The sequence below is a fragment of the Bacillus sp. H1a genome, from assembly GCF_000633475.1.
Lineage (GTDB): Bacteria > Bacillota > Bacilli > Bacillales > Bacillaceae_G > Bacillus_A > Bacillus_A paramycoides.
On the sequence record NZ_AYMH01000015.1, the window covers coordinates 120,646 to 145,812 of the forward strand.

At 34.9% G+C, this 25,167-nt stretch carries 24 protein-coding genes and 1 pseudogene; 20 read left to right on the forward strand and 5 right to left on the reverse strand.

Features of this window, described 5'->3' with window-relative positions; genetic code table 11:
• The first annotated feature begins 3 nt into the window (after positions 1-3).
• From U860_RS0106835 to U860_RS0106895, 13 genes and pseudogenes are all read left to right on the forward strand, one after another.
• Entirely contained in the window at positions 4-822 is an 819-nt protein-coding gene (locus tag U860_RS0106835) for a carbohydrate ABC transporter permease (protein WP_025147908.1), read from the forward strand.
• Positions 823-847: 25 nt separating this feature from the next.
• Positions 848-2,209, forward strand: a complete 1,362-nt coding sequence (locus U860_RS0106840; RefSeq protein WP_025147909.1) for an extracellular solute-binding protein — start codon at positions 848-850, stop codon at positions 2,207-2,209.
• Between the two features lie 91 nt (positions 2,210-2,300).
• Positions 2,301-3,728 (forward strand): CehA/McbA family metallohydrolase, encoded by a 1,428-nt coding sequence (locus U860_RS0106845; RefSeq protein WP_025147910.1) that lies wholly within the window; start codon positions 2,301-2,303, stop codon positions 3,726-3,728.
• The gene (locus U860_RS0106850) at positions 3,721-4,428 is read left to right on the forward strand and encodes an HAD family hydrolase (RefSeq protein ID WP_025147911.1); all 708 of its coding nucleotides are present in this window, start codon (positions 3,721-3,723) and stop codon (positions 4,426-4,428) included. Before U860_RS0106845 ends, U860_RS0106850 begins: the two co-directional genes overlap by 8 nt.
• A gap of 61 nt (positions 4,429-4,489) precedes the next feature.
• On the forward strand, positions 4,490-5,590 hold the full coding sequence (ugpC, locus tag U860_RS0106855; protein WP_025147912.1) for a sn-glycerol-3-phosphate ABC transporter ATP-binding protein UgpC: 1,101 nt from the start codon (positions 4,490-4,492) through the stop codon (positions 5,588-5,590).
• 450 nt (positions 5,591-6,040) lie between these two features.
• On the forward strand, positions 6,041-7,444 hold the full coding sequence (locus tag U860_RS0106860; protein ID WP_025147913.1) for a HAMP domain-containing sensor histidine kinase: 1,404 nt from the start codon (positions 6,041-6,043) through the stop codon (positions 7,442-7,444).
• A gap of 179 nt (positions 7,445-7,623) precedes the next feature.
• A complete protein-coding gene (locus tag U860_RS0106865) occupies positions 7,624-8,688 on the forward strand; it encodes an ABC transporter permease (protein ID WP_025147914.1) in 1,065 nt (354 codons plus the stop codon).
• Complete coding sequence (locus U860_RS0106870; protein ID WP_025147915.1) at positions 8,688-9,401, forward strand: ABC transporter ATP-binding protein; 714 nt, start codon at positions 8,688-8,690, stop codon at positions 9,399-9,401. Before U860_RS0106865 ends, U860_RS0106870 begins: the two co-directional genes overlap by 1 nt.
• Before the next feature lie 150 nt (positions 9,402-9,551).
• The gene (locus U860_RS0106875; protein WP_025147916.1) at positions 9,552-10,487 is read left to right on the forward strand and encodes a GNAT family N-acetyltransferase; all 936 of its coding nucleotides are present in this window, start codon (positions 9,552-9,554) and stop codon (positions 10,485-10,487) included.
• A 280-nt stretch (positions 10,488-10,767) separates the two neighbouring features.
• Entirely contained in the window at positions 10,768-10,953 is a 186-nt protein-coding gene (locus U860_RS0106880) for a hypothetical protein (RefSeq protein ID WP_115610291.1), read from the forward strand.
• A gap of 105 nt (positions 10,954-11,058) precedes the next feature.
• Positions 11,059-11,139: pseudogene (locus tag U860_RS32905) on the forward strand (histidine phosphatase family protein); the annotation flags it as partial.
• A 270-nt stretch (positions 11,140-11,409) separates the two neighbouring features.
• On the forward strand, positions 11,410-11,808 hold the full coding sequence (locus tag U860_RS0106890) for a DUF1259 domain-containing protein (protein ID WP_081806633.1): 399 nt from the start codon (positions 11,410-11,412) through the stop codon (positions 11,806-11,808).
• A 522-nt stretch (positions 11,809-12,330) separates the two neighbouring features.
• On the forward strand, positions 12,331-12,705 hold the full coding sequence (locus U860_RS0106895) for an HsmA family protein (RefSeq protein WP_002172466.1): 375 nt from the start codon (positions 12,331-12,333) through the stop codon (positions 12,703-12,705).
• A 259-nt stretch (positions 12,706-12,964) separates the two neighbouring features.
• Here the strand turns inward: U860_RS0106895 and U860_RS0106900 are convergent, their stop codons facing one another.
• Positions 12,965-14,197 (reverse strand): helix-turn-helix domain-containing protein, encoded by a 1,233-nt coding sequence (locus U860_RS0106900; protein WP_025147919.1) that lies wholly within the window; start codon positions 14,195-14,197, stop codon positions 12,965-12,967.
• 259 nt (positions 14,198-14,456) lie between these two features.
• Between U860_RS0106900 and U860_RS0106905 the strand changes: the two genes are divergently transcribed.
• From U860_RS0106905 to U860_RS0106930, 6 genes are all read left to right on the forward strand, one after another.
• A complete protein-coding gene (locus U860_RS0106905; RefSeq protein ID WP_025147920.1) occupies positions 14,457-16,748 on the forward strand; it encodes a glycoside hydrolase family 3 C-terminal domain-containing protein in 2,292 nt (763 codons plus the stop codon).
• Between the two features lie 194 nt (positions 16,749-16,942).
• Positions 16,943-17,986 (forward strand): metalloregulator ArsR/SmtB family transcription factor, encoded by a 1,044-nt coding sequence (locus tag U860_RS0106910; RefSeq protein ID WP_025147921.1) that lies wholly within the window; start codon positions 16,943-16,945, stop codon positions 17,984-17,986.
• A gap of 62 nt (positions 17,987-18,048) precedes the next feature.
• A complete protein-coding gene (locus U860_RS0106915) occupies positions 18,049-19,263 on the forward strand; it encodes an MFS transporter (protein WP_025147922.1) in 1,215 nt (404 codons plus the stop codon).
• A gap of 96 nt (positions 19,264-19,359) precedes the next feature.
• A complete protein-coding gene (gene hmoA, locus U860_RS0106920; RefSeq protein WP_025147923.1) occupies positions 19,360-19,686 on the forward strand; it encodes a heme-degrading monooxygenase HmoA in 327 nt (108 codons plus the stop codon).
• Between the two features lie 182 nt (positions 19,687-19,868).
• Positions 19,869-20,291, forward strand: coding sequence for a VOC family protein (locus U860_RS0106925; protein WP_025147924.1), 423 nt, complete (start codon positions 19,869-19,871; stop codon positions 20,289-20,291).
• A gap of 247 nt (positions 20,292-20,538) precedes the next feature.
• Complete coding sequence (locus U860_RS0106930) at positions 20,539-20,955, forward strand: VOC family protein (protein WP_025147925.1); 417 nt, start codon at positions 20,539-20,541, stop codon at positions 20,953-20,955.
• 128 nt (positions 20,956-21,083) lie between these two features.
• On the opposite strand, the gene lsrF is transcribed toward U860_RS0106930, so the two are convergent.
• The 4 genes from lsrF to U860_RS0106950 are packed head-to-tail and all read right to left on the reverse strand — an operon-like array spanning position 21,084 to position 24,755.
• Positions 21,084-21,866, reverse strand: a complete 783-nt coding sequence (gene lsrF / locus U860_RS0106935) for a 3-hydroxy-5-phosphonooxypentane-2,4-dione thiolase (protein ID WP_025147926.1) — start codon at positions 21,864-21,866, stop codon at positions 21,084-21,086.
• A 6-nt stretch (positions 21,867-21,872) separates the two neighbouring features.
• Positions 21,873-22,235 (reverse strand): cupin domain-containing protein, encoded by a 363-nt coding sequence (locus U860_RS0106940; RefSeq protein WP_025147927.1) that lies wholly within the window; start codon positions 22,233-22,235, stop codon positions 21,873-21,875.
• 25 nt (positions 22,236-22,260) lie between these two features.
• Positions 22,261-23,823 carry an autoinducer-2 kinase gene (gene lsrK, locus U860_RS0106945; protein WP_025147928.1) on the reverse strand — a complete coding sequence of 521 codons (1,563 nt, stop codon included), beginning with the start codon at positions 23,821-23,823 and terminating at the stop codon, positions 22,261-22,263.
• Entirely contained in the window at positions 23,823-24,755 is a 933-nt protein-coding gene (locus U860_RS0106950; protein ID WP_025147929.1) for a sugar-binding transcriptional regulator, read from the reverse strand. Before U860_RS0106950 ends, lsrK begins: the two co-directional genes overlap by 1 nt.
• Positions 24,756-24,952: 197 nt before the next feature.
• On the opposite strand from U860_RS0106950, the gene U860_RS0106955 reads away from it, so the two are divergent.
• On the forward strand, positions 24,953-25,167 hold a 215-nt coding region (locus U860_RS0106955; protein ID WP_025147930.1), incomplete at its 3' end, for an ATP-binding cassette domain-containing protein.

Below are 25,167 nucleotides of genomic sequence, written 5' to 3' on the forward strand. Positions count from 1 at the left end.
AATATGAAAAAAGGTCCATTAATCGTAAAGCATCTCTTTCTAGCGTTATCAAGTATCCTATTTATTTTTCCGTTCATATGGATGGTACTTGGTTCGTTTAAAACATCCAGTGAAGTATTACAAGGAGGCTTTTGGCCTAAGGAATTTCATTGGGAAAATTATCGTCAAGTATTAGATATACTTCCATTTAACACGTATTTATTTAATAGTTTCTATACTTCTTTCCTTATTACTATATATGTACTTGTTTCGTCAGCGCTTTTTGCTTATATGTTGGCATTTTACAAGTTTAAAGGTAAAAATATTACGTTTAGTGTTGTGATGGCAACCTATATGATCCCTGGAGCTGTATCGTATGTTCCTGTATATGTAATGTTAGGGAAGTTTGGTCTACTTAATTCACATTTTGGATACATGATTTCTATGGCTGTTAGCGTATTCGGTATTTTCTATTTAAAACAATCATTCCATAAAGTTGGTTTTGAAATAGTAGAAGCAGCCAAAATTGATGGTGCAAGTGATTGGCTTATTCTTTGGAAGATTATTTTTCCAATGACACGATCATCATTTGTAACACTAGGGCTGGTCACATTTATTGGTAATTATAATAATTACATTTGGCCAGCTCTTATTTTGAAAGATAATACACAAAAGTTAATTACGAATGGAATTGCTGATTATTTCATTAATAGTTCTTTAGGACGAGATTGGTCACACATTATGGTTGCAAGTACAATCGCAACGGTGCCGCTCTTACTCGTATTTTTAATTCTACAAAAATGGTTCTTATCTGGTGTTACAGATTCAGGAATAAAGGGGTAATTAAATAGTAAAGGAGATATGTGGGATGAAAAAAATATTCATGCTTCTAACAGTTTTAACATTGTTTGTTAGTGCACTTGCGGGTTGTTCAGGCGGAAAAGGAAGTACTGTTAAAGCGAGTAAAGAAGGCGAGAAGGTTGTTGTTCCATTTATTAATGGAGTAGGTGGTTCTCTTGCAGATCGTGTAGACAAAATCGTGGAAGAATACAATAAAAGTCAGGACAAATATGTAGTGAAAACGACGAAAGCGGGCAACTACGATGAGTCTTATCAAAAGCTACAAAGTGGATTTGCAGCGAATAACCAAGAAGCAATCGCATTACTAGGTTCAGACGTCATTCAGGAGTATGTTAAAAAACAGTTAATTGTGCCTATAGATGAATATGTTAAAAATGATAATAATTTCAAAAAAGAAGATTACGGAAAAGGTTTTATGGAGCAAGCAACGATTGACGGGAAATTATATGGGATTCCGTTTTACGGTACAACACAAATCTTTTATTACAATAAAAAAGCGTTAGCGGAGAATGGCTTTACAAAAGATGATTTAAAGACTTGGGAAGGTGTAGAAAAGGTAGCAAAAACAGTCGCGAAACGTGGTGAAAATGGAAATGTTACGTATGCTGGCTGGATGCCAATGTGGGGGACGTCAAACTTAATTGATGCGGTCCGCAGCGCTGGCGGCAATGTATTAAGTGAAGATGGTAAAAAAGTATTAATTAACGATGATACTTGGGTTACGGTATGGGAGAATTTCCGTACATGGCTTCATGAAGATAAAATTATGAAAATACATTCAGGCGGTACTGGATGGGAATATTGGGATAAAACAGTAATTGATTTAGTAGAAGGTAGAACGCTAGGGTTTACAGGATCATCTGGTGACCAAGGATTTGTTTTTAAATCATTAGGTAAAGGAATGACTGAAGAAGAACGCCTAAACACATTTGAAGCATTACCACAACCAGCTTGGGGTAATAATAAACCGGCACCAAAATTAGAAACATATTTATTCACATTAACGAGAAATATTGACCCAGAAGTAGCAAAAGGTGCATATGACTTTATGAAATTTGCGACAAGTACTGAGAAAACGGCTGAATGGTCAATGGCAACTGGCTATATCCCTGTTCGTAACAATGTAACAGAGTATGGTCCATATGCTGAATTTGTTAAAAAACAACCACAAGCATTAGTTCCGTTAGAACAAGCTAACAATTACGGAGTGGGACCATTTGTAGATCCAACGGGCGGGAAAATTAATGATGCCTTAAATGTAGCTAAAGATAAAGTAGAGATTGAAGGAGTTCCAGCAAAAAAAGCATTAGATGAAGCAGCTAAAGTTGCGCAAGAAGAGTTAGATAAAGTTCTGAAAAAGAAGAAATAAACCTGTTTTGTATGACTAACGTGAGGTGTTTTTGAACGAAAGAAGTGCCTCTAACATTCTTTTATAAAAATATAAAAAAGGTGTGAGAACTATGACTGAAATGAAAAGCACGATAACACTTTCTCCATTCGTAAAAAATAAACATAGTTTCCAAATGAATGAAACGGATATTACAAACTTTACATTAACAATTGGTCAAGGGGATAGCCGGAAAATTCCTCTTTTACTAATCTTGAGAGATCCTAACGGTTATGTACGTATACAATATCAAACTCCAATTGTAAATGAAAAACTAGTCGTTTCGAAAGATTCAAAGTTTTGTTCCGCTGGTTGTATTGGAGGAGAAATACAGTCAGGTAATTGGGAATTAGAAGTCGTGTATATACCACATTGTGCAAAGAAAGTAGTAAAGTTTACCGGAGAAAAAGTTGACTATACAGTAAATATAGTAGTGAACGATCATTTGGAACGAGAGTTTAATAGAGAGCATTTTTGCAAGGGAAATGTTTTTATCGATGAAGATCGTTTTAATAAGGTAGTAAATGAAGAACATCGCTGGTACAAAGGGGATTTTCATGAACATACGGATTTAACAGATGGTGAGATAGATGATGAACTTGGAATGAAAGTATGTGAAAAACAAGAATTAGATTTTTTATATGCGACGGAGCACAATATTGTTATGCCATCTTATGAAAAAGGAAACACATTAATTATACCGTCTATGGAACTTACAACTCCTTACGGTCATTACAACATATTCGGTATGAAGGAATACGTGGATTTTACAGAGTATGTAGACGAATCGTATAGCGCTGAAAAAATGAATGCACTATTTTCATTCATGAAAGAAAAAGGCTACTTAATGAGTGTGAACCATCCATTTATGAAGCCTTGGGCGAACCAAGTGAATATTAATTTAGAAAATGTTCATACGATGGAAATTATGTGTGATCCAACGTATAAAAAGAGTAAGTCGTCTACTTTAGAAGCTTTGCGTTGTTTCGATCAAATGTGGTCAAATGGTCTTAAAATCTGGGGGATAGGAGGAAGTGATTCTCATTTACATCCGTCTAAAACATTCCCAGGATCAAAAGACCCATCGATTTACGGTGATCCTGGAACATATGTATTATGTAACGGTTTATCTATTCAAAACTTAAAAGAGGCGATTAAAAACGGAAAAATTTATTTCTCTCGATTTAGAAAACTAGCGATAGATATTCAAAACGAAGGTGAAACGATTTATGTTGGTGATGAGGCTAAAGGAAATATTATGTACAACATTCGTACAGATAAACCGTGTGAATGGAGACTACTTATAAATGGACAAATGATTGAAAAAGAATATGGTAGCGACGTAACCTTTGAATTCTCATTAAATGAAGGGGCGTATGCTAGAGTTGAGGGATGGGAAGAAGACGAATTAGTAGCGTTTATTAATCCTGTTCATAATAAAGTTCAGTATAAAAATGTGAAAACATGGAATGAAGTTTTAGGGGGAATAAAAGGTGAATAAAGCAATTATTTTTGATAAAGATGGGACATTAATACAATTAGATTCAGTTTGGTACAAAATTGTGCATCGTGTGTTAGATGATATATTTCAAACGTATCCAAATGAAAAAAGTAAACGAGATGACTACTTAACGATTATTGGTATGAATGATAACGATTTTGAGAGTACGAGTTTACTAGCTTGTCGCACAAATTACTTTATTGCGGCTGCATGGTATTCGTTGTTAGAAAATCAACATGTGAATGAAGAGAAGTTTATTCATGATGTATGTCTTTTATTCAAAAAATACTCTACTGCAGATGACTTAGTATTTACAGAAGTGGAAGGTGCAAAGGAAACGTTACGATATTTAAAAGACAATGAATATATTATTGGGGTTGTAACGGCAGACGATGTTGATGCAGCTATACATTCTTTGAAAATGACAGAGTTATATGATTATGTAGATTTTTTAGGTGCAGATGATGGTGTGAATAGAACAAAACCTGAAAGTGACTTTTATCATATGTTTAAAGAACAATTTTCACTAACTGAAGAAGACGTACTTATGGTAGGTGACACATTAACAGACGTAACATTTGCGAGAAATAGTAATATTAAAGTAGTGGGCGTCTTATCGGGTGCGAGCCGGAAGGAAGATTTAGAAGGGAAAGCGGATTATATTTTAAACAGTATGAAGGATATTTCGAAAATTTTATAATACATGTCATGAGTATTTTTAACAACATCTATAAAAATAGATCAAATTCTAGGAGGATATTATGGCTCAACTATCATTCAAAAACATTTACAAAAAATATGATCATGATGTGACAATCGTAAAAGATTTTAACCTAGAAGTAAATGATGGAGAATTTATCGTTTTGGTTGGCCCTTCAGGTTGTGGGAAATCTACAACATTACGCATGATTGCAGGACTTGAGGAGATTTCAGAGGGTGACTTTTATATTGATGGAAAGCGTGTAAATGATATTACACCGAAAGATAGAGATATTGCAATGGTATTTCAAAACTATGCGCTTTATCCGCATATGAGTGTTTATGAAAACATGGCATTTGGATTAAAACTACGAAAATATAGTAAAGAAGAAATTGACCAACGTGTGCAACATGCAGCAAAAATTCTTGGGCTGGAGGAATATTTAAATCGGAAGCCAAAAGCACTTTCAGGTGGACAGCGTCAGCGTGTTGCCTTAGGCCGAGCGATTGTTCGAAATGCAAAAGTATTCTTAATGGACGAGCCTTTATCAAACTTAGATGCGAAGCTACGTGTTCAAATGCGTGCTGAAATTACAAAGTTACACCAAAAGTTGCAAACAACTACTGTGTATGTTACACATGATCAAATAGAAGCTATGACGATGGCAACTCGCCTTGTTGTACTAAAGGATGGCATTGTACAACAAGTCGGTACACCAAAAGAAGTGTACGAAAATCCAGAGAATGTATTTGTCGGAGGATTTATTGGCTCTCCTGGAATGAATTTTTTCAAAGGAGTATTAACAGAAAATGCAGTTATGATTGATAAGTGGAAAATTGAAGTGCCAGAAGAGAAGATGAAGAGTTTGCGAAACAAGGGCTATACGAATAAAGAAATCATAATAGGGATACGCCCAGAAGATTTTTATTATGGAAAAGCAATCGTATCTTTACCATATAACGCAAAAGTAACGGTATCCATTGATGTAGCAGAATTAATGGGGGCAGAAACATATCTTTATTCTAATATGAATGGCCAATCCTTTGTTGCACGTGTGGACACTTCTATAGATGTACAAAGTCAATCAAATATAGAACTCGGTTTAAACATGGACAAAGTTCATTATTTCGATTCAGAAACTGAGAAGCGGATTGTTTTATAGAGTAGTTAATAAAAACTCCCTGTATAATATAACAGTAAAAAGCCGATTATCCTTCAGAAAAAGGAAATAGGCTTTTTTTGTATGAAAAATGTTTTAGCTTGATGTGTAATTATACTACTAGATCGTTACTATTAAAAAGAATTTAATAAATGTACTCAATATATTACATTAAAAGAATTTGTAATTGTATGTTCATCTTTCGTTCATAATTATTAGTTATTGTAAAAATAGTGCAAGGAGAAATTCATTGTTTATACAATGAATTTTTTTGGTTCCATTATACCTTCTATATAGCTACAATTCCCTGTGATACTTTTCATCATAATCGTTAGAGAGTAAAAATTATTCTAATTTACTACTCACAATAGGAAAGATGCTGTCCATATGTAGTAAGAATAAATCAGAAGTATTTACTGAATAAAAAATTCACCAAAGAGGAGTTGAAATAAAATGAAATCATTGTATGGGAGATTTGTCATTATATCAGCCGTTATTATGGTGGTTAGTAGTATAGTGGCATTTCTACTTACAAATATATTTTACCATGTGTATTTAAAACCATATAACAGTGAAAAAATTCTAAATTACGCCCTATATATAGAACATTTATATGAGGAAGACAGTGAACTAAATAAAGAGACATATCTACAATCTATTTCCAATCTTGGTTTTGCAATCTATATGGTAGATGAAAAGAAACAAGGAAAACGATATGGAGAGGGCTTTAAAAAAATTAATATTAGTGACGAGGCCATTGATAATGTACTAAATGGTAATGTATATAACGGGATTGAGAACTATCCTAATCGATTGTTTTCCACTGGCTTTTTTGATAATACAGTAGCAAACAGTATTGGAATCCCTATTCATACCAATGGACAGCAATTTGCTCTATTTATTCGCCCGGATATTCAACAGCAATTTGGAGAGTTGCGAATTTTTTACGCGGTATTGTTAGGGCTAATTGTATTAATTAGCTTAACCTGTATAGCGATAGCTACTCGTTTCGTTGTTCGTCCGATTCAAAAATTTACACAAGCGACACAAGAAATCGCGAGTGGTAAGTATGATTTAGTATTACCAGAATACCGAAAAGATGAAATTGGGGTGCTTGCAAAGAACTTTCGTAAGATGGCAAAAAGGCTGCAAAACTCAGAACAAATGCGCCAAGAATTCGTTTCGAATGTATCACATGAATTTCAATCACCTTTGTCATCTATTCAAGGATTTTCTAAAACAGTAAAAACAGAGGATTTAACTGAATTAGAAAAACATCGTTACTTGAGTATCATTGAATCAGAAAGTAAACGTATGTCTAAAATGTGTAAACAACTATTAACACTAGCATCACTTGATCAAGAAGAACTAACTTTACGTAAAGAATTTTTCAATCTAGGAAAACAAATAAGAAGTATTATATTTATGTTTGAGTGGGAATGGCAAGAAAAAGATCTTGCAATTGAAACGGATATTCCTCATATCGAAATTTATGGGGATAAAAATCTACTTCATCAAGTGTGGACGAATGTATTTACTAACAGTATCAAATTTACAGAAAGCGGGGAAAGTATTTCGTTTGAAGCTGAAGAAAATGAATTAGAGTGGCGTATTGCTATTACTGATAGAGGATGTGGCATTCCTGAGGAAGAGATAAAAAGAATCTTTGATCGATTTTATAAAGTAGATTCAGCTAGAAATAGAAATATTAAAGGTAGCGGGTTAGGGTTATCCATTGTAAAAGAAATCATTGAACTTCATGAGGGTGCAATAACAGTGGAGAGCGAGATAGGGATTGGTACAACCTTCACTATTTATCTTCCAAAAAATAGAGAAGGAATGGAGTTAGCTGATTAATAACTAAAATATTTCTTTAGAACAAGTCTCTTTTCGTATATATAATTAAGGCTTTGTACTTATAAAAGTTGAAGTTTCGATTTAAAATTGTCTTTTGTAATATTCCATTCATAATCTGTTCATATTCCTTATTTATGATAAGTGTATAGTCAAAGCACAAAATAAGGAGGAAATAAGGAATGTTTTTAGCTCTTAAAGAATTAAAACAGTCGAAATTAAGGTACGGATTAATTGGTACAATCATGATTTTATTATCATTTCTTGTACTTATCATATCGGGGTTAGCGAATGGATTATCCAATGCGAATGCTTCTTCCATTCTTGAAATGAAAGCAGAGAAATTTGTAGTATCTGAAGATGCCGAAGGGAAATTACTACGGTCTCAAATCAAGAAAGAAGATGTAGATAATGTATTAGCACAAGTTAGTGAAAAAGAAGCGGTTCCAATGCATATTGCAATGTCTACATTTGAGAAAGAGGGAAGTTCGAAGAAGGTTGACATTGCCATCTTTACAAATAAACAAGATTCATTTATTACTCCAAAGGTTATTGAAGGAAAATCAAGTGACTTAGCAGACAATGAAATTATTATTGATCAATCAGCGAAAAATAAAGGGCTAGCATTAAATGATAAAATTGTAGATCCTATATCCAAAAAGGCATTTAAAGTAGTTGGATTTACAGAAAATGAAATGTTTAGTCATGCCCCAGTTGCCTATATGAATGAGAAAGTATGGGAAAGCATTGCACTTCCACATCAAAAAGAGTACAACGTTATTGCTTTAAATACTGATAAAGAAATTAATAATGCAAAAGTGGTTGATAAAAAAGAAGTATTACAAAGTATTCCTGGATATAAAGAAGAGCAAGGAACTTTAACAATGATTATTGCATTTTTACTTGTGATTACAGCGTTGTTAATTGGTGTATTCTTCTATGTTATTACTTTACAAAAAACGCAACAATTAGGTGTATTAAAAGCGATCGGGACGAAAAACTCTTATTTAGCTAGTAGCTTAGTAGTACAAGCTGTATTCTTAACTGTTGTTGCATTAATAGTAGGTATTGGTTTAACACTCGCGGTACAAACTGTGTTCCCTGAAAGTATGCCGTTCTTACTAACAACGACAATGATGGTGCAGTATTCTATTATCTTTATCGTAATTAGCGTATTAGGGACATTGATTTCTCTATATCAAGTGTTGAAAGTAGATGCATTAGAAGCTATCGGAGGTGGGATGTAATGGTGACAGATTTAAAGTGGGAGACACCAGCATCATTATTAAAACTAGATAAAGTCAGTAAAGTGTATGGGGAAGGCGATACGGAAGTGACAGCTTTACATCCCATCACACTAGATGTAAAGGAAGGAGAATTCATTGGTATTGTTGGGCCATCTGGATCAGGTAAAAGTACATTACTTTCCATTGCGGGAGCACTTTTATCTCCTTCTAAAGGTAATATTTATGTATCTGGTCAAGATATAACTAGTTTATCGGAAAAAGAAATGACGGATGTTCGTTTGAAACGAATCGGATTTATATTTCAGTTTGCAAACCTTGTGCCATTCTTAACAGTTAAAGAACAGCTTCTATATATCGCAAAATTAAAAGGCGAAAATAAAGCTGAAGCCGACACATTTGCCACTGAATTACTAGAGACATTTGGATTAACACATCGAATTAACCATTATCCTAGACAACTTTCTGGTGGTGAAAAACAACGTGTAGCCATTGCTCGTGCTTTTATGAATGATCCAGATTTAATTTTAGCCGATGAGCCTACTGCTAGTTTAGACTCAAAACGTGCTAGAGAAGTTGTTGAAATGATGAAGCATGAAGTAAAGAAAAATAAAAAAGCAGCAATTATGATTACACACGATGAAAAAATGCTTGATGTATGTGACCGTATATTGACGCTAAGAGATGGGAAATTACTACGAAAAAATGAGATTTGAAAATAAGTAAGTATAAAGACGCTCTTACAGAATTACATGTAAGGGCGTTTTTTTATCAAAATAGAAATTTCTCTTTAAAAACAATAATATCTAGGTTTATAATGATAATATTCTCATTTTTGTACTTTTCAGAAAAAGGAGACAGAACCTATGCGGAATTTAGTAAATGGTCTATTTGTTAGAGCAACTATACAAGAAGATTTACAACAAATTTTAAAACTATGTACGACTTATGATCAAGCTATTTACGATGAAATTGATACAACCGCAGAGGATATTGCTAACTCATGGAAAGGTATTGATGTTAGTAAAAGCTCTTATGTTGTTATAAATGAAGAAGAAAAAATAATCGGATATGGAATTCTTACAGGGAATGAAAGACAGTTTCCATCCGCCGTAATAATAAATCCTAATTATATCAATCAAGGCATTGAACATTTAATATGGTCAAAGCTTGAGGGACGTGCTACGGAGCTTGTGGGCTATTCATCTTGCTTGAATGGTACGATTATAACACAAGCAAATAATTACTATGAGGAAAAGGTATTAGAAGAAGCTGCTTTTATTCCTACCCGTATTTGGTGGGGGATGGGGATTGAATTGAAAGCAAATGTACCATTACCACTATGGCCAAAAGGTATTACTATACGACATTACATACCAGGTGTGGATGATGAGAGATTGCATCAAACTTTTAATGAAGCCTTTGCTGACCACTGGAATTCGCAACCTTCTACGCTAGAAGAGTTTTTGCAACGTACCGAAAGAGATGGTTTTCATCCTACATTATGGTTACTAGCAATGCTTGAGGAAGAAGTAGTTGGCTTTATCTTTAGTAAAAAGGGTACTGACAATAAAGCTGAAATTACTCACTTAGGTGTAAAGTGTTCTAAGCGTAAACAAGGATTAGGATTAGCATTATTACATCATGCATTTGGTCAATTGTACCAAGATGGGATTTCAAAAGTTCATCTAAATGTAGATTCTGAGAATATTACAGGCGCACCTCGCGTATACGAAACTGCTGGCATGAAAGTACAGAGTAAATTTGTTCGCTTTGATAAGGAAGTTTTTGTTAGAAAATAAAGAAGGAGTCCAGTGGTGAATTGCTGGACTTCTTTGCTTTCGTACTACTAGGAATTAAAATTGCAAACAAAGATGGGATAACGCTAGCATTTCGGAAAGAACCACGCTAAGAGCATGCAAGATTTTATACAATTATTCGGCTAATCCAGTAATAAATGAGAACTCTAAAACCGCGCCAGGATAGGAATGTATAAAAAAGTGCATAGATCCATAGAACAAAAAAGAAGGTTCTCTTGTGAGAGTAGGGTTCCTAGCAAAAAGAACGAGGGAGAGATCTGGTTTGAAATATCAGTTTGAATGGGGATTTGTTTTTGGTTTACTCGTTATGTTTATAGCCATGAGTATGAATCAAAAACATACAGATTGGAAATTTGCATTTGACTTTGTAGCAGGTCTTATTTTTTTCGTGATAGCTAAGCGAATGCTATACATGATAGTACAACGATACAAACAATTTCGTCAGTAGTATTTAATAACAAATCACGCCTCTCTCTAAACGAAGGGGTGCTTTTACCTCTGAATTTAATAAATTTATAGATGATAAGATGGATTAATTAGGAGGTGATTACATATGACCGTTATATGTTTAGTAAGACATGGTGAAACAGATTGGAATTCTGAAGGGAGATTGCAAGGAAGAAAAGATATACCATATCTCATAAGACTAAATTTTGTGAATGAAAAGTCCGTTCAGGCTGTTTCTGAAGGGACTTTTTTTAGGTTCATTGACTGCTGAAAAGTGGTGTTATGTAAAATAAGAATGAATATTATATTCATCTTTTAAACTCTGGTAGCAATTTATATGATCAAGAATAATTGGGCCAACAGATTTCGTTAGTTTACTATTATCTTTTTTGTAATCGAATAGATTCATTACTGTTTCAGACCGATGTATTCATTCATAATCTAACAGTAAAAGGGGATGATTGAAGATATGACGATTAATGATGAATCAATTTGTCAACAGTTTGCGAGAATTATCGGCGGCCAAAAAGGATTCGCCGGTGGGAAATGCGTGGCAACAATAAATCGGGATGAAATACAAGCAACAATCTTGGGAAAACGTTTTAGAGTAACAACTTCTTTCTCATTCGAATCAAGAGATAGTAAAACTGGACGGGCATTATGTCTAGGCCGGGTAGCACTCTTGCAAAAGGAAGTCAATGAATTTGTTGCTACAATTATTAAACAAGGAATATTAGTTTCGTCTATACACAATGAATGGCTATGTGATGATCCAAATTTGATTTACGTTAATATCGAAGACGTTGATGATCCACTAATTTTCGCAAGAAAAGTCAGAAAAGCGTTAAGAAACTAACGAAATTTTGTAGTTAAATGAGCAATATAAAAGTAATCGATTATGTTAATTAGAATATTTCAGATTGTTGAGGAGTATATTTGAAAAATAAATTTAAGTTGATGATTTTATAAAATAAAAGAAGGCGTTCCATATTTGGAATGCCTTTTCTTGATGTTTTGTTGCTAATGTGGGTGGTTAAATTATTTTAATTGATTACATGCTGCTCATCTTGTAACAACAAGAACTGGGTGAGGTATCTTTAGAGGTGTTGGATTGTCTGTAGGTATCATATGTCCCAAATGCATTTGATATGCCTACTTTTATAACATATAAAAACGATAATAAAATACTGCGTGAAAAGACAGCGTTCTGTATGAAAATATACCTTAAGTTGATGAATGTGTAGGGGTACCCCTTAAAATACGAATGAGAATCCTATATTTATTTGGAAGGAAAATGCTCCATTCATACTCTGTTCATAATCCTTAGGTAATATAAAACTTGTAATAGGAAGAGAAATTTTGTAAAGGGGTGATTGATGTGCTAGCATCAGCTATTACATTTATTACGGCAGCACTTATTTTTTATTCAATTGGGGTCTGGAGTGAAAAAATTCAAAAGACGCTAAAACCTTGGCATGTGTTTATATTTTGGGTTGGATTAGCATGCGATACGATTGGTACTACATTAATGGAGAAAATGGCTTCAGAAGGTTCTCTATTCAGCTTTCATGGGATAACGGGTTTATCAGCAATTTTACTTATGTTATTTCATGCTGTGTGGGCCACTGTAGTTTTGAAGAAGAAGGATATAAAAATGATTGCAAAGTTTCACACATTAAGTGTAATTGTGTGGTTCATTTGGTTAATTCCATATATTTCAGGGCTTATATATGGAATGACAAACAACTCATAAATTGAATTTTCTGGACGAAAATAAAGTTATTCATACATTAGGAGATATAAGAGGAAGTTAGAAAAATAATTACACCATTTGGTTTCCTTTAGCTCACAATTCGTGTATTGAGAGCTAAAGGAAACAGAAAAAACGTATATTACATTATTAGTAAAATCCCCTCAACATGAGTCGAGGGGATTTTTATTAATAATGTAAAGCAACTAAATAAATCTATTGGTCGAACGAGGGAAGACTGCTCTTGGTAGTATGATAAACATTAAAAACATCCATTTTTAAATTGTTTAGGTGAAACACCAGTATGTTTTTTAAAGACCTTTGTAAAATGGCTCTGATCATGGAAATTTAATAGTGTAGAAATTTCGGATATAGAATGTCTCGTATAGGTCATTAAACTTTTTGACTCATCAATCTTAGCACGCTGTATATATTCGCCTAGTGAAATTCCAATTTCTTTTTTGAAAAGGGAAGATAGATAACTAGGGTTCAATGCGACTATTTCTGCTAGATGGGATAGGGTGATTTCTTCGTAAAGATGAGTAAATATATAATTTTGACATACATTTATAGGTTTTGAATGTTTTTGCATCGTCCCATTTTTAACTCGTTCTGAGAATTCAAGTAAAGCATTCTCCAAAAATGGGGAAATGGCTTCAGTTTTTTTTATTTCTTCAAGTTTTTGAATAAATAAATCACTGAGAGTATATGCGATTTCAGGAAATAGTCCACCATCTATAGCAGCTCTCGTCGCAAGTGTAATTGCGGCGATGGCAGAATTCTTCTGGCTTCGTAAGTGACTTGTTTTTGACAACACCCCAAGATCTCCTGATTCAGGTAGTCTCCTTAGATTTTTAATTAAATCATCCTTTTTCCCCTGTTTAATACACTCAAATATTTTCCTTTCAGCCAGTGGATCGATATGAGTTAATGTACTTTGACGTTGCTCTGATATATGTATATCGGGCTGTTCAATTTCAAATTCCGCCTTTTTTACCAGTATATTTTTTTGCAGAATATCAGCAATGTCTAATTTTTGTTGATACAGCATGTAATAAAGAATCATGCTTACATTTAAAAATTTCAAATTGCTTAAAACGGGGAGAGATTGATAATATTGAACCATTTCCTCCTTGTTTATTTTTAGATGAAGATCATTTATGAGACCTTTAATTGAGGCTTCTGATAGTCTGGAATAAAGGACTGGTCCAACGATGATGTTCCCACTAAGTTGATCGTTCAAACGTAAGTTAATTGAGAAGAAATTTTCAAGAAAAGAAGTCTCTTCTAGTACCGGAAAAGTATAGGGCGGATGTTCCCTAAATAGTTGATTAAGTAACTCCTCTGTTGAAGGATACAAAGGGTTATGCTGAAAATTTGGAGAGATTTCAAATGCCAAATTTCCTTTGTAATCAATAAAAAAGATAGGTGTTTTATGTATGTCAAAGACTAGCTTACAAATATAATATAAATCTTCTAGTTTGGAGCAATTCATTGTTTTAGCCTCTATTCTTTAAAAATCAGCCAATATGTGTACAAGTTAAAAGCAACATAAAATCCTATCTTAAGCAAGGATTTTAAAATAAGGGCGAAAGCGAGTGCAGGTCATTTTTCCTCTGTATAGTAACCATATATATAATCAACTAAAATTTTTACAAGTATTCTAAAGAATATACCATAATATCTAAAAAATAATAACTATAATAGCAATAAGAAAGCGTTTACTTAATTATTTTTTAGGAGGTCTATCTATCATGAAAAGGGATATTAAGAAAATCATTTCACAAATGACATTAGAAGAGAAGGCAAGTCTATGTTCTGGATTAGACTTTTGGAATACAAAAGGGATTGAGCGATTAGGGATTCCTTCAATTATGGTAACTGACGGACCGCATGGCCTTAGAAAACAAGCAGAGGGAGCAGATCACTTAGGAATTTATAACAGTATTCCATCGACTTGTTTCCCATCAGCAGTAGGATTAGCAAGTACATGGAATAAAGAATTAATAAAACAAGTAGGAGTTGCATTAGGAGAAGAATGTCAGGCTGAAAATGTAGGGGTTCTCCTTGGACCAGGTGCAAACATAAAACGTTCGCCACTATGCGGAAGAAACTTTGAGTATTTTTCAGAGGACCCGTATTTATCATCACAAATAGCTGCAACCCATGTTAAAGGCGTACAAAGTCAAGGGATTGGAACGTCATTAAAACATTTCGCTGCTAATAATCAGGAGCACCGCAGAATGTCTGTAGATGCAATTGTTGATGAAAGAACATTGCGTGAAATCTATCTTGCTAGCTTTGAAGATGTTATTAAGGAAGCACAACCTTGGACAGTAATGAGTGCTTATAACAAGATAAATGGTGAATACGCTTCGGAAAATAATTATTTGCTAAATGATATTTTAAAAGATGAATGGGGTTTTGAAGGCTTTGTCGTTTCTGATTGGGGTGCAGTAAATGAGCGTGTTGAAGGTTTAGCTAACGGTTTGGAGTTAGAAATGCCTTCAAGCTTTGGAATTGGTGAGAAGAAGATTGTTGCTGCAGTTAACTGTGATGAGCTATCAGTAGAAAAGCTTGATCAAGCAGTAGAGCGTCTTCTTAACATTATTTTTAAAGCATATGATAACCAATTAGAAAACGCTGTGTATAGTAAGGACGAGCATCATCAGCTTGCAAGAGAAGTTGCAAGTGAAAGTATGGTTATGTTACAAAATGAAGATTCCATCCTTCCGCTAAAAAAAGAGGGGACGGTAGCGGTAATTGGAGGATTTGCAAAGCAACCACGTTATCAAGGCGGCGGAAGCTCTCATATTAATCCAACAAAGCTTGAAAGTATTCTTGAAGAAATTGAAACTGTATCAGGTGAAAAAACGAATATATTATTTGCCCAAGGTTATGATATTGCTAGCGATGATGTAGATGAAAACATGATTAATGAGGCAAAGAAAATAGCAGAGAGCGCAAATACAGCTGTTCTTTTCGTTGGACTACCAGATCGTTATGAGTCAGAAGGCTTTGATCGAAAGCATTTACAAATGCCAGAAAATCACGTGCAATTAATTGAGGCTATTGCTGAAGTGCAAAGTAATATCGTTGTAGTATTAAGTAACGGTGCGCCAATTGAAATGCCATGGATAGGTAAAGTAAAAGGAATACTTGAAGGCTATTTAGGTGGGCAAGCATTAGGTGGAGCGATTGCTGATATATTATTTGGTGATGCGAATCCAAGCGGGAAATTAGCGGAAACATTCCCGAAAGTTTTAAGCGATAATCCTTCTTACTTAAACTTCCCTGGTGAAGGCGATAAAGTAGAATACAAAGAAGGTGTGTTTGTCGGATACCGTTATTACGATACGAAAAATATTGAACCATTATTCCCATTTGGTTTTGGGTTAAGCTATACAAACTTTGAGTATAGTAATCTTTCAATAGATAAGAAAGAAATAAAGGATACGGATACTGTTTCTGTTCGTGTAAACGTGAAAAATACTGGTAGTACGGCAGGGAAAGAAATTGTTCAGCTTTATATAAAAGATGTTGAAAGCACTATGATTCGTCCTGAAAAAGAATTAAAAGGATTTGAAAAAGTAGCATTGCAGCCGGGAGAAGAAAAAACGGTTAGTTTTACTTTAAATAAAAGATCATTTGCTTATTATAATGTTGAATTGAAGGACTGGCATGTTGAAACAGGTGAATTCGAAATTTTAGTAGGAAAGTCTTCAAAAGAGATTGTTTTACATGATAGCCTATATGTTCAATCAACGACAATAATTCGAAAACCAGTACATCGAAATACTTTACTAGGGGACATATTCGCGGACCAAATTTTAGCACCAATTGCAAAGGAGCTTATGGAAAAGGCATTAAAAGACAGCCCATTTGGTAGCATGGCTGAAGGGGATAGTGATACCTCTGAAATGATGGAGGCTATGCTGAACTATATGCCGTTACGAGCGTTAGTGAACTTTAGCGCAGGTGCTTTTACAGAGGAAATGTTGAGTGAAATAATTGGGCTATTAAACAACGCGCAGATGAATCGATAAGTGGTGAATTAATTTTAATTACGTTCAAAAATTTATAATCAATATAAAAAACGCAGTTTGCAACTAAACTGCGTTTTTTAACGTTCAATGAATGATCAAAGCTCTAAATTTAAAAGGTTTTAAATTCTAAAAAAATAGAAGGTATAATTCGATAAATATAGAATTTAATACATAGCAAATAAGGAGGGGATGAAATGGAAGTCTTTCACGTAACGAGTAGAAAAAGGGAAACGTACAACGTTCAAATGAAGTATTCGATACTTTTCGAATGTGCACTTGGCATTGCGGCAATTACTCATAAGAGGTTAATCGACACGCTCGAAAAGACTCAAAGTGAATGGGAAGAAATAAGACAGTCTTTACCCCATGAAATGATAGAGCATTTACAATTTGTCGAGGAGCATAATACGTGGAAAGCGTTGCTACAGTTACTGTATGATGGGGATTTTACGGATTTATCTCAATTTATTCATAATATCAATTCGCTATCAGAAGTAGATTTTAAGTATGTATGCTTACCGTTTTTAGGAGAAATGCATCAAGAAAAAAGACGTTTAGCAGCAAGCGGAGAAGTTTCAGCGGTACAAGAATTAATGGAACTAACGCAGGAGCATCAATTTTTCTCTACGTATATTGAGTTTATATGTAATACAGATATGCAATTATTAAAAGGGCACTTAATCGCTGTCATGACAGGATGGTATGAGAGTATTATTAAAAAAGAAGAAGAGCAACTACTCTCTATACTAGAGCGAGATTATGAAACAAAAAATGAAATGAATAAAAAGATGAAACCGGAAGAGTTTGTAGAGTGGGCAACAGGTGGAGTTATATACATGCCAGAGCCAAGTGTGCATCACGTACTTCTTATCCCGCAAATCACATACAGACCGTGGAACATAGAAGCAGATATTAAAGATACGAAAGTGTTTCATTATCCGGTCGCAAATGAAAGTATACATCCGGAAGATCCATATGAGCCGAGCTATTTTTTAGTACATAAACATAAGGCGCTTGGGGATGAGGCAAGGCTCCGTATTGTAAAACTACTATTTGAACAAGAGCGTACGCTGCAAGATATAACGGAAAGATTAAAACTCGGAAAATCGACAGTACATCATCATTTGAAACTTTTACGTTCAGCGAAGTTAGTTGATATTCATGACGGCAAATATGTGTTGAGAAAGAAAACAGTGCAGTCTTTAGCGAAAGAATTGGAAATGTTTTTGAATCGGTAGTACACAACGAGAGAATGTACATAAAGGAGGAATAATTAATATAGAAAAGTTGGTGCACTATAGTGGAAAATGTATTGAAAAATCGTTCATTCTTTTTTATGTGGATTGGCAGTGCAATTTCAGAATTAGGTGGGGCTTTCGGGACGTTATGTAATTCGATTCTTGTTTATGATCTAACAGGGTCGAAAACAGCATTAAGTAGCATGTGGTTACTATATTTTATCCCGTCTCTCATACTGCAACTTATAAGTGGACCATTTATTGATAAATGGAGCCGAAAGTGGATTATGATTTTTTCGCAATGGACGCGGGCCTCTGTTTTCTTACTGCCTTTAGTAATGCTTTTTACTAATAATATAGAAGTATGGCACGTTTACGTTGTTCAAATTATAGTAGGGTTCATTACGCCGCTATATACACCTGCAAGTCAAGCGATTACACCGAGCATAGTAAGTAAAGAGCAGCTTCAAAATGCAAATGCGTATATAGATGGAATGACTCGTCTTATGATGTTTTTGGCGCCGGTATTAGGTGGCATCGTTATTAAATTCATTGGAATCAAATTAACAATATTGTTCGTTTGTGTTTGTCTATTCATTAGTGGAGGATTGTTACTTTTCATAAAAGAAAAAATGGTAAAGCAAGAACTTCGAAAAACGTGGCTAGAGCAATTTCTTCACGGCTTTACATACTTCTTCACAAAACCAGTTATCGTTTGGCTTGGGGTATTTCTAGCATTCGTTCAATTTGGAGTAGGAGTAACGATGGTTACGAATCTTCCTTATATAAAAGACGAACTGTCGGCAGGATATGCGGAGTACGGCTACTTCATGGCAGGTTTCCCGCTTGGCTATGTAGTTGGTTCTATGTTAGTTGGGAAAGTGAAGTATAGAAGTCGTCGACTACTTATGCTTGGAGGATTATTCGTAGGGGGTCTCACTTACATTTCACTAGGTTTAAACAATAGTATTCTAATAGCGATTGTAATTGAAGTAATTGCCGGTATATGTATTTCATTTTTTAATGTTCATAACACGACGATATGCCAACAAACGGTCCCGAATAATATGATAGGGAAAGTATTTTCAGTGCGGTTATTTTTAATTCGATCGGCTATGCCATTAGGTGTGTTTCTAGGGGGAATATTGAGTGAGATGTGGGGAATAAGAACACTATACTATATCATAGGTGCGCTTATATGTATCACTTCTTTAATAGGGATATTGCTTCCATATTTTAAATTTTTGGATGAGTCGATCGAAGAGAAGTCTGCATAATTCAAAAATTAAAAACATTATAATTGAAAATAATTATCATAATCAATTATAATAAAAGAATACTAGTATTCGTATTACAAAAAGGGAGTGGGATATATGTTTATCGAAACTAAGACATTTACAGTAAAAGAAGGTACTTCTAATATAGTTGTAGAACGTTTCACTGGAGAAGGAATTATTGAAAAATTTGAAGGCTTTATCGACTTAAGCGTTCTCGTAAAAAAAGTAAGACGCGGAGACGAAGAAGTAGTCGTTATGATTCGCTGGGAATCGGAAGAAGCATGGAAAAATTGGGAAACAAGTGAAGAACATTTAGCTGGACATAGAGCGAACCGTGGTAAACCGAAACCAGATCATATCATTAACGTCGATCACGCAGTTTATTATGTAAAATCATCGAAATCGGCTTATCAACAGTCGTAATAATACATTTGTTTAATTATATTCTTTCCAATATATAACCATCTATCTACTTATTGATAGATGGTTATTAACATTGAATAAAGAGAATGATTTGCATGTGATGAAAGAAGAATTAACAGACAGGTTAAAAATAGAAATGCTATAATATAATCCGATCAGTGAGAAGATTAGGAGTGGTAATAATGGTTCAATCGATAGTTCATATTGCATTAGTAGTAAAAGACTATGATGAGGCGATAGAGTTTTATACAAAGAAACTAAATTTCACATTAGTCGAAGATATTTATCAGCCAGAAGAAAATAAACGGTGGGTAGTGGTATCTCCTCCAGGTTCAGTCGGCACCACAATATTACTAGCTAGGGCATCTAAACCTGAGCAAGAGCCCTTTATTGGTAACCAATCAGGCGGTAGAGTTTTTCTTTTCTTAAATACTGACGATTTTTGGAGAGATTATAATGAAATGATTTCAAGAGGAATAGAATTTGTGAGAGAACCGAAAGAGCAAGCATATGGAATTGTTGCAGTATTTAAGGATTTATACGGGAATTTATGGGACCTGCTGCAACTAAAAGATGATCACCCAATTGCACAAAGAATTAAGTAGAATAAAGAATAAGTAGATTACTACGATTATCAATCTTTATAGGTAAATCAATATTCTGTGTCGAATTGTTCATATAATCACATTAACTGTATTCTAAATGTTGCATTTTAAAAATCGTTCTAGACGATAGAAAAACGTATTAGACTATTAAAAAGTGAACACTTGAATACAACCCATTTAACATTCAGGTGTTATGAATATGGGGCAATATACTTTCGTATAACCCTGTTTAAAAGGAGATGAGTGAATGAGGTTAAATCATTTGAATCTATGTGTTGATGATTTATCAGAAGCTAGACATTTCTTTGAAACATTTTTTGATTTTCAATTTTTGGAGCAAAAGGGAAAGGCCCTTGTAGTGATGAGTGATGAGAGTGGATTTATACTTGTATTAAGTGATCCAAAAGCATTCAAAGGGAAGAATGACGTTACATATCCTGAAGCTTTTCATATTGGCTTTTTGGTGGAAACTTCAAGCGAAGTTGATCAAGCATATAATCGTTTAGTAGCTGGTGGCATTGAAATAGAAAAGGCACCTTATGCAATGAGAGGTAGTAGTTATGGTTTTTATTTTACAATATTTAATGGCTTATTAATTGAAGTTTCTTGCATCGACTATAAAGATGGTAAGAAAATTTCAAAACTCAATGTCACTCATCAATAGAGTATAAGTGTTCATCGTAATGATCAGTAGGGCGTTCAAAAGACATTCGGTGCATAATCATTCCTCCTTTTCTAATAGTTTAACAAAAAATGACAGACTACTGTAATACATAGTCTGTCATTTTTATTTTAATTTTTTACATCATCATATAATTCCAGCGCTTCTTTCACATTCAATCCATTTTTCACAATGCCATGAATCGCTTGTATCATCGCAGCTGGGTGTTCAGATTGCCATATGTTTCGGCCCATGTCTACTCCAATTGCACCTTCTTGTAACGCATTGTACGTAATGTTTAATGCGTCTTCGATTGAATCGAGTTTCGGTCCACCGGCAATGACGACTGGGGCAGGGCAGGTACTCGTAATTTTTTCGAATCCTTCGCAATAATACGTTTTAATAATGTCAGCACCCATTTCAACACATACGCGGGAAGCGAGTGCTAGAAAGCGAGCTTCACGTTTTTGTAGTTCTTTCGCGACGGCGGTAATACCGAGTACTGGCAGGCCGTAATCGTGTGCTTCAGAGACTACGTTTGCGAGATTTGAAACAGTTTGTGTTTCATAGTCTGATCCAACAAAGACAGAAACACCGACACCAATTGCGTTCTGTTTTACTGCCTCTTTCACAGGTGTAACAATTGTTTCATTCGCTAAATCTTTGCCGACAACAGTTGCTCCACCTGAAACACGCATAACCATCGGTGTGTTGCAGTCTTCAGGAATGCAGGAACTGAGTACACCTCTCGTTAAAAAGAGTGAATCCGTATAAGGAAGCAAGTTTTTAACTGTTTCTAACGGCTGTTCTAGTCCGTGAATTGGTCCTAAAAAATAGCCGTGATCTATCGCTAACATAACCGCTCTGCCGTCAGGTAAAATTGTGTTTAATCGATTTTTAAATCCCCAAGTCATTAGAAATCACTCCTTCGTTAATGTTGGATTTTCAGTTTGTATTGTATCTTTATTTGGTAAATGTGGTGACTTAATAAAAACAGCTTTAAAAGGTTTGTCAGAATGGTTAATAAGATAGTGTGATTCATGAGGACGAACTTGTAATACATCACCTTGTTTTATCGGAACTCTTTCGTTATTTACATAGAAATCTATTTCGCCTTCTAACGCATAAAAGACTTCTTCGCACGTTGTATGATAATGATTTTGAAACTCTTGCCCAGGCTGAATAATGACTAGGCCGAGATCAATATTTGGACCCTGTAATAAATATTTCGGCCCGTTATCACCGAAGCGATAGGTGAAATCGTCTTCATTTACTTTAAGCATAGAAATCACTCCTTTATGTAATGAGTTACAGCGCACCAGGGGCAATCCACATATGGGATGTGAAACCTTTATCGGCTAAAGAAAGTTGACTTTCATATACTGTTTTCCATGTTTCAAAGAACTCTTTGTAACGCTCATGATTTTCAGCGTTTGGCTTATATGTTTTTTCCCACTGTATAAATTGCTCGGCAGTTTCGGCCATTGATTCATAAATGCCTGCGCCAACGCCAGCAGCAATTGCCGTACCTAAAGCAGCTGCTTCTTTTACAACGGGTACTTTGACTGGGATTCCAAGAACGTCTGAAAGAATTTGCGGCCAGAGCTTTCCTTTAGCAGCACCGCCAGCAAAGATTACTTCAGAAGGGAATTTACTAGTGAGAGCTTCTATTAATTTCAAATTGCCGAGTGTAACGAAGGCCGCATTTTCCTCGATTGCGCGAAACATTTCTTTCTTTCCGCACTTATCAGCATCTAAGCTTAAATTTAAAAAAGATGGTGCCGCGTGACGCCAAGAAATATAATTCATTACATTTGAAAAAGTAGGGATAATGCCGTGTGAGCCGGCAGGTACTTCTTTCGCTTGTTCTTCTAGTAAATCATAAGCATCTACACCTAGCTTTTCAGCGAGGCCTTTTTCTTCTTGGCAAAAAGCATCTCGAAACCATCTCATAACAAGACCAGGGAAGAAAGCAATTGTTTCGTATTGCCATAGGTTAGGAATAGCGTGGCAATTTACACGAACAAGTGCATTTGGATCTGTTTCTGGTTTTGTTATATTTACTTCCTGTTGCCAAAAACTGCCCCCGCATATAAATGTTTGTTCTGGCTTCACGACGCCAGTTCCGAGCGATGCCATTTGTGCATCTCCGCCGCCAGCAACGACGGGTGTTCCTTCATATAATCCTGTTAATCCAGCGCTTTGTTTTGTGACATTCCCAATAACTGAGCCAGCCTCATTAACTTTTGGTGAAAAGGTTAGCGTAAGTCCACATTGCTCAGCAACCGAGTTATCCCACGCTCTATTTTGTAAATCGAATATACCGGACGTACATCCATTGGAAGGATCAATTTGCAAGATTCCGCACAATTTATATAAAATCCAATCGTTTAACATCGTAAAGCTATGAATTTTTCTGTATACATCGGGCTCATGCTTTTTTATCCAAAGCAAGCGAGGTAAAGCACCTAATGAAAAAGTTTGACCTGACTTTTTATATAAATCTTCTTCAATTTCGGAACGAATTTGTTTTAATTCACTAACTTCTGCTGATGCGCGGCCATCAACATTTGCACAAGCCCATATTTCTTGCCCGTTTTTATCGTATAAAACAAATCCTTCTCGCATGCTCGTTGCACTTATACCTTTAATAGAAGAGGGGGACGTATTACTTTTTTGCAGAACATCTTTCGTACATTCTTGAACAAGCTTCCAATTTTCTTTTACATCAAAATTCATAGAACCGGGATAACGACTATCTGATTTATGAACCCATTCTTTTTGACTTACTGCAAGCTGATTTCCTTGTAAATCAAAAATGACTGCTCGAATACTTCCTGTACCAGCATCGAAAGCTAATAAAGAGGACATTAAGAGTCACCTTCCTTTCTTAATAAGGAGAGGGCAGTATGTTCATCGGTAATTAATGTATGAATGAATTTTCCTTTTAAGGCGCCATAAATTGCATCTAGCTTTTCAGTACCGCCAGCCACACCAACGACATGTTTCATATTTTGAAGAACAGAGAGTGGTGTGCCGATAAGACGGTTATGATGGGGAAGTTCTAATTGTTTTCCATCAGTATTATAAAATTGTCCTAAAATATCTCCGGCCCCGTTCTGACTACGTATATACGTCATTTCATGTAGCGTTAATTTTTCTTCTTTCACAATAGTGGCGTCTTGAGATAAACTTCCAATACCAACTACCGCTGTATGGGCGAGTGAAGCGACGTGAAGCATATCTTTCACGCTTGGCTCTGATAGAATACTTTGTGCCATTTCGTTTGTGGATGCTAGAAATGGGGTAGGAATGATGTGAATTTCCCCTTGCATGTAGTTCAAATAGTTTTGCTTCCTCGGAATATAGTGGTTAACACCGCCAGTAAGAGTAACGATTGAAAGATTCATAGAAGTTTCAAAATGAATGTTTTCTAGCATTTTACTTATTGTTTCTCCCCAGCCAATGCCGAGTAAATCACCTTGTTGCAGATGAGTTTCTAAATATTGTGCAGCAGCTTTTCCGAGTGAAGATGTATAATCTTCAATTGGCGTTGGAATAACGAAAGCATCTTTTAAATGAAATTTTTTCATAAGATCACGTTCGATGCTTAAACAGTGTAAACCAGTACCTTTTACTTGAAATGTAACGACACCTTCCGTACGTGCTTTATCTAACAACCGAACGACCTTATTTCGTGAAATGTGAAGAAGTGAAGCAATCTCCTGTTGTGTTAGTTGATCTTTATAATAGTACCAAGCTACTTTTGTTAATAAGTTTTCTTTAAAGTTCAGCTGTGACATTCTCTTCATCCCTTTCAACAAATGACCAATGCTTAAACATATGTGTTCGATATTTTGTTTATTCCAGTTGAAACGATAATTAGCCCAGTGAAAAAAGTGTTCTAGATATGAAAAAAGGAATATACAATGCTACAAAACAAGTAGAACAAAAAATCATTTTCTCAAAAAATGTTCTGTATAAAGGCAGGTGACATCATGTGGAGAATGTGCCCTTATTACAAGTTACAAAGATGAGTAAATCATTTTCAGATCAACTCGTATTAAAAGAAGTCAATTTACAATTAGAGCGCGGAGATGTATACGCTTTAGTTGGAGGAAATGGTGCCGGGAAATCAACGTTAATGAAAATATTAACAGGTTTGTATTCATACGATTCAGGCAAGATGTATGTGAAAGATGAGTGGCTCTTGTG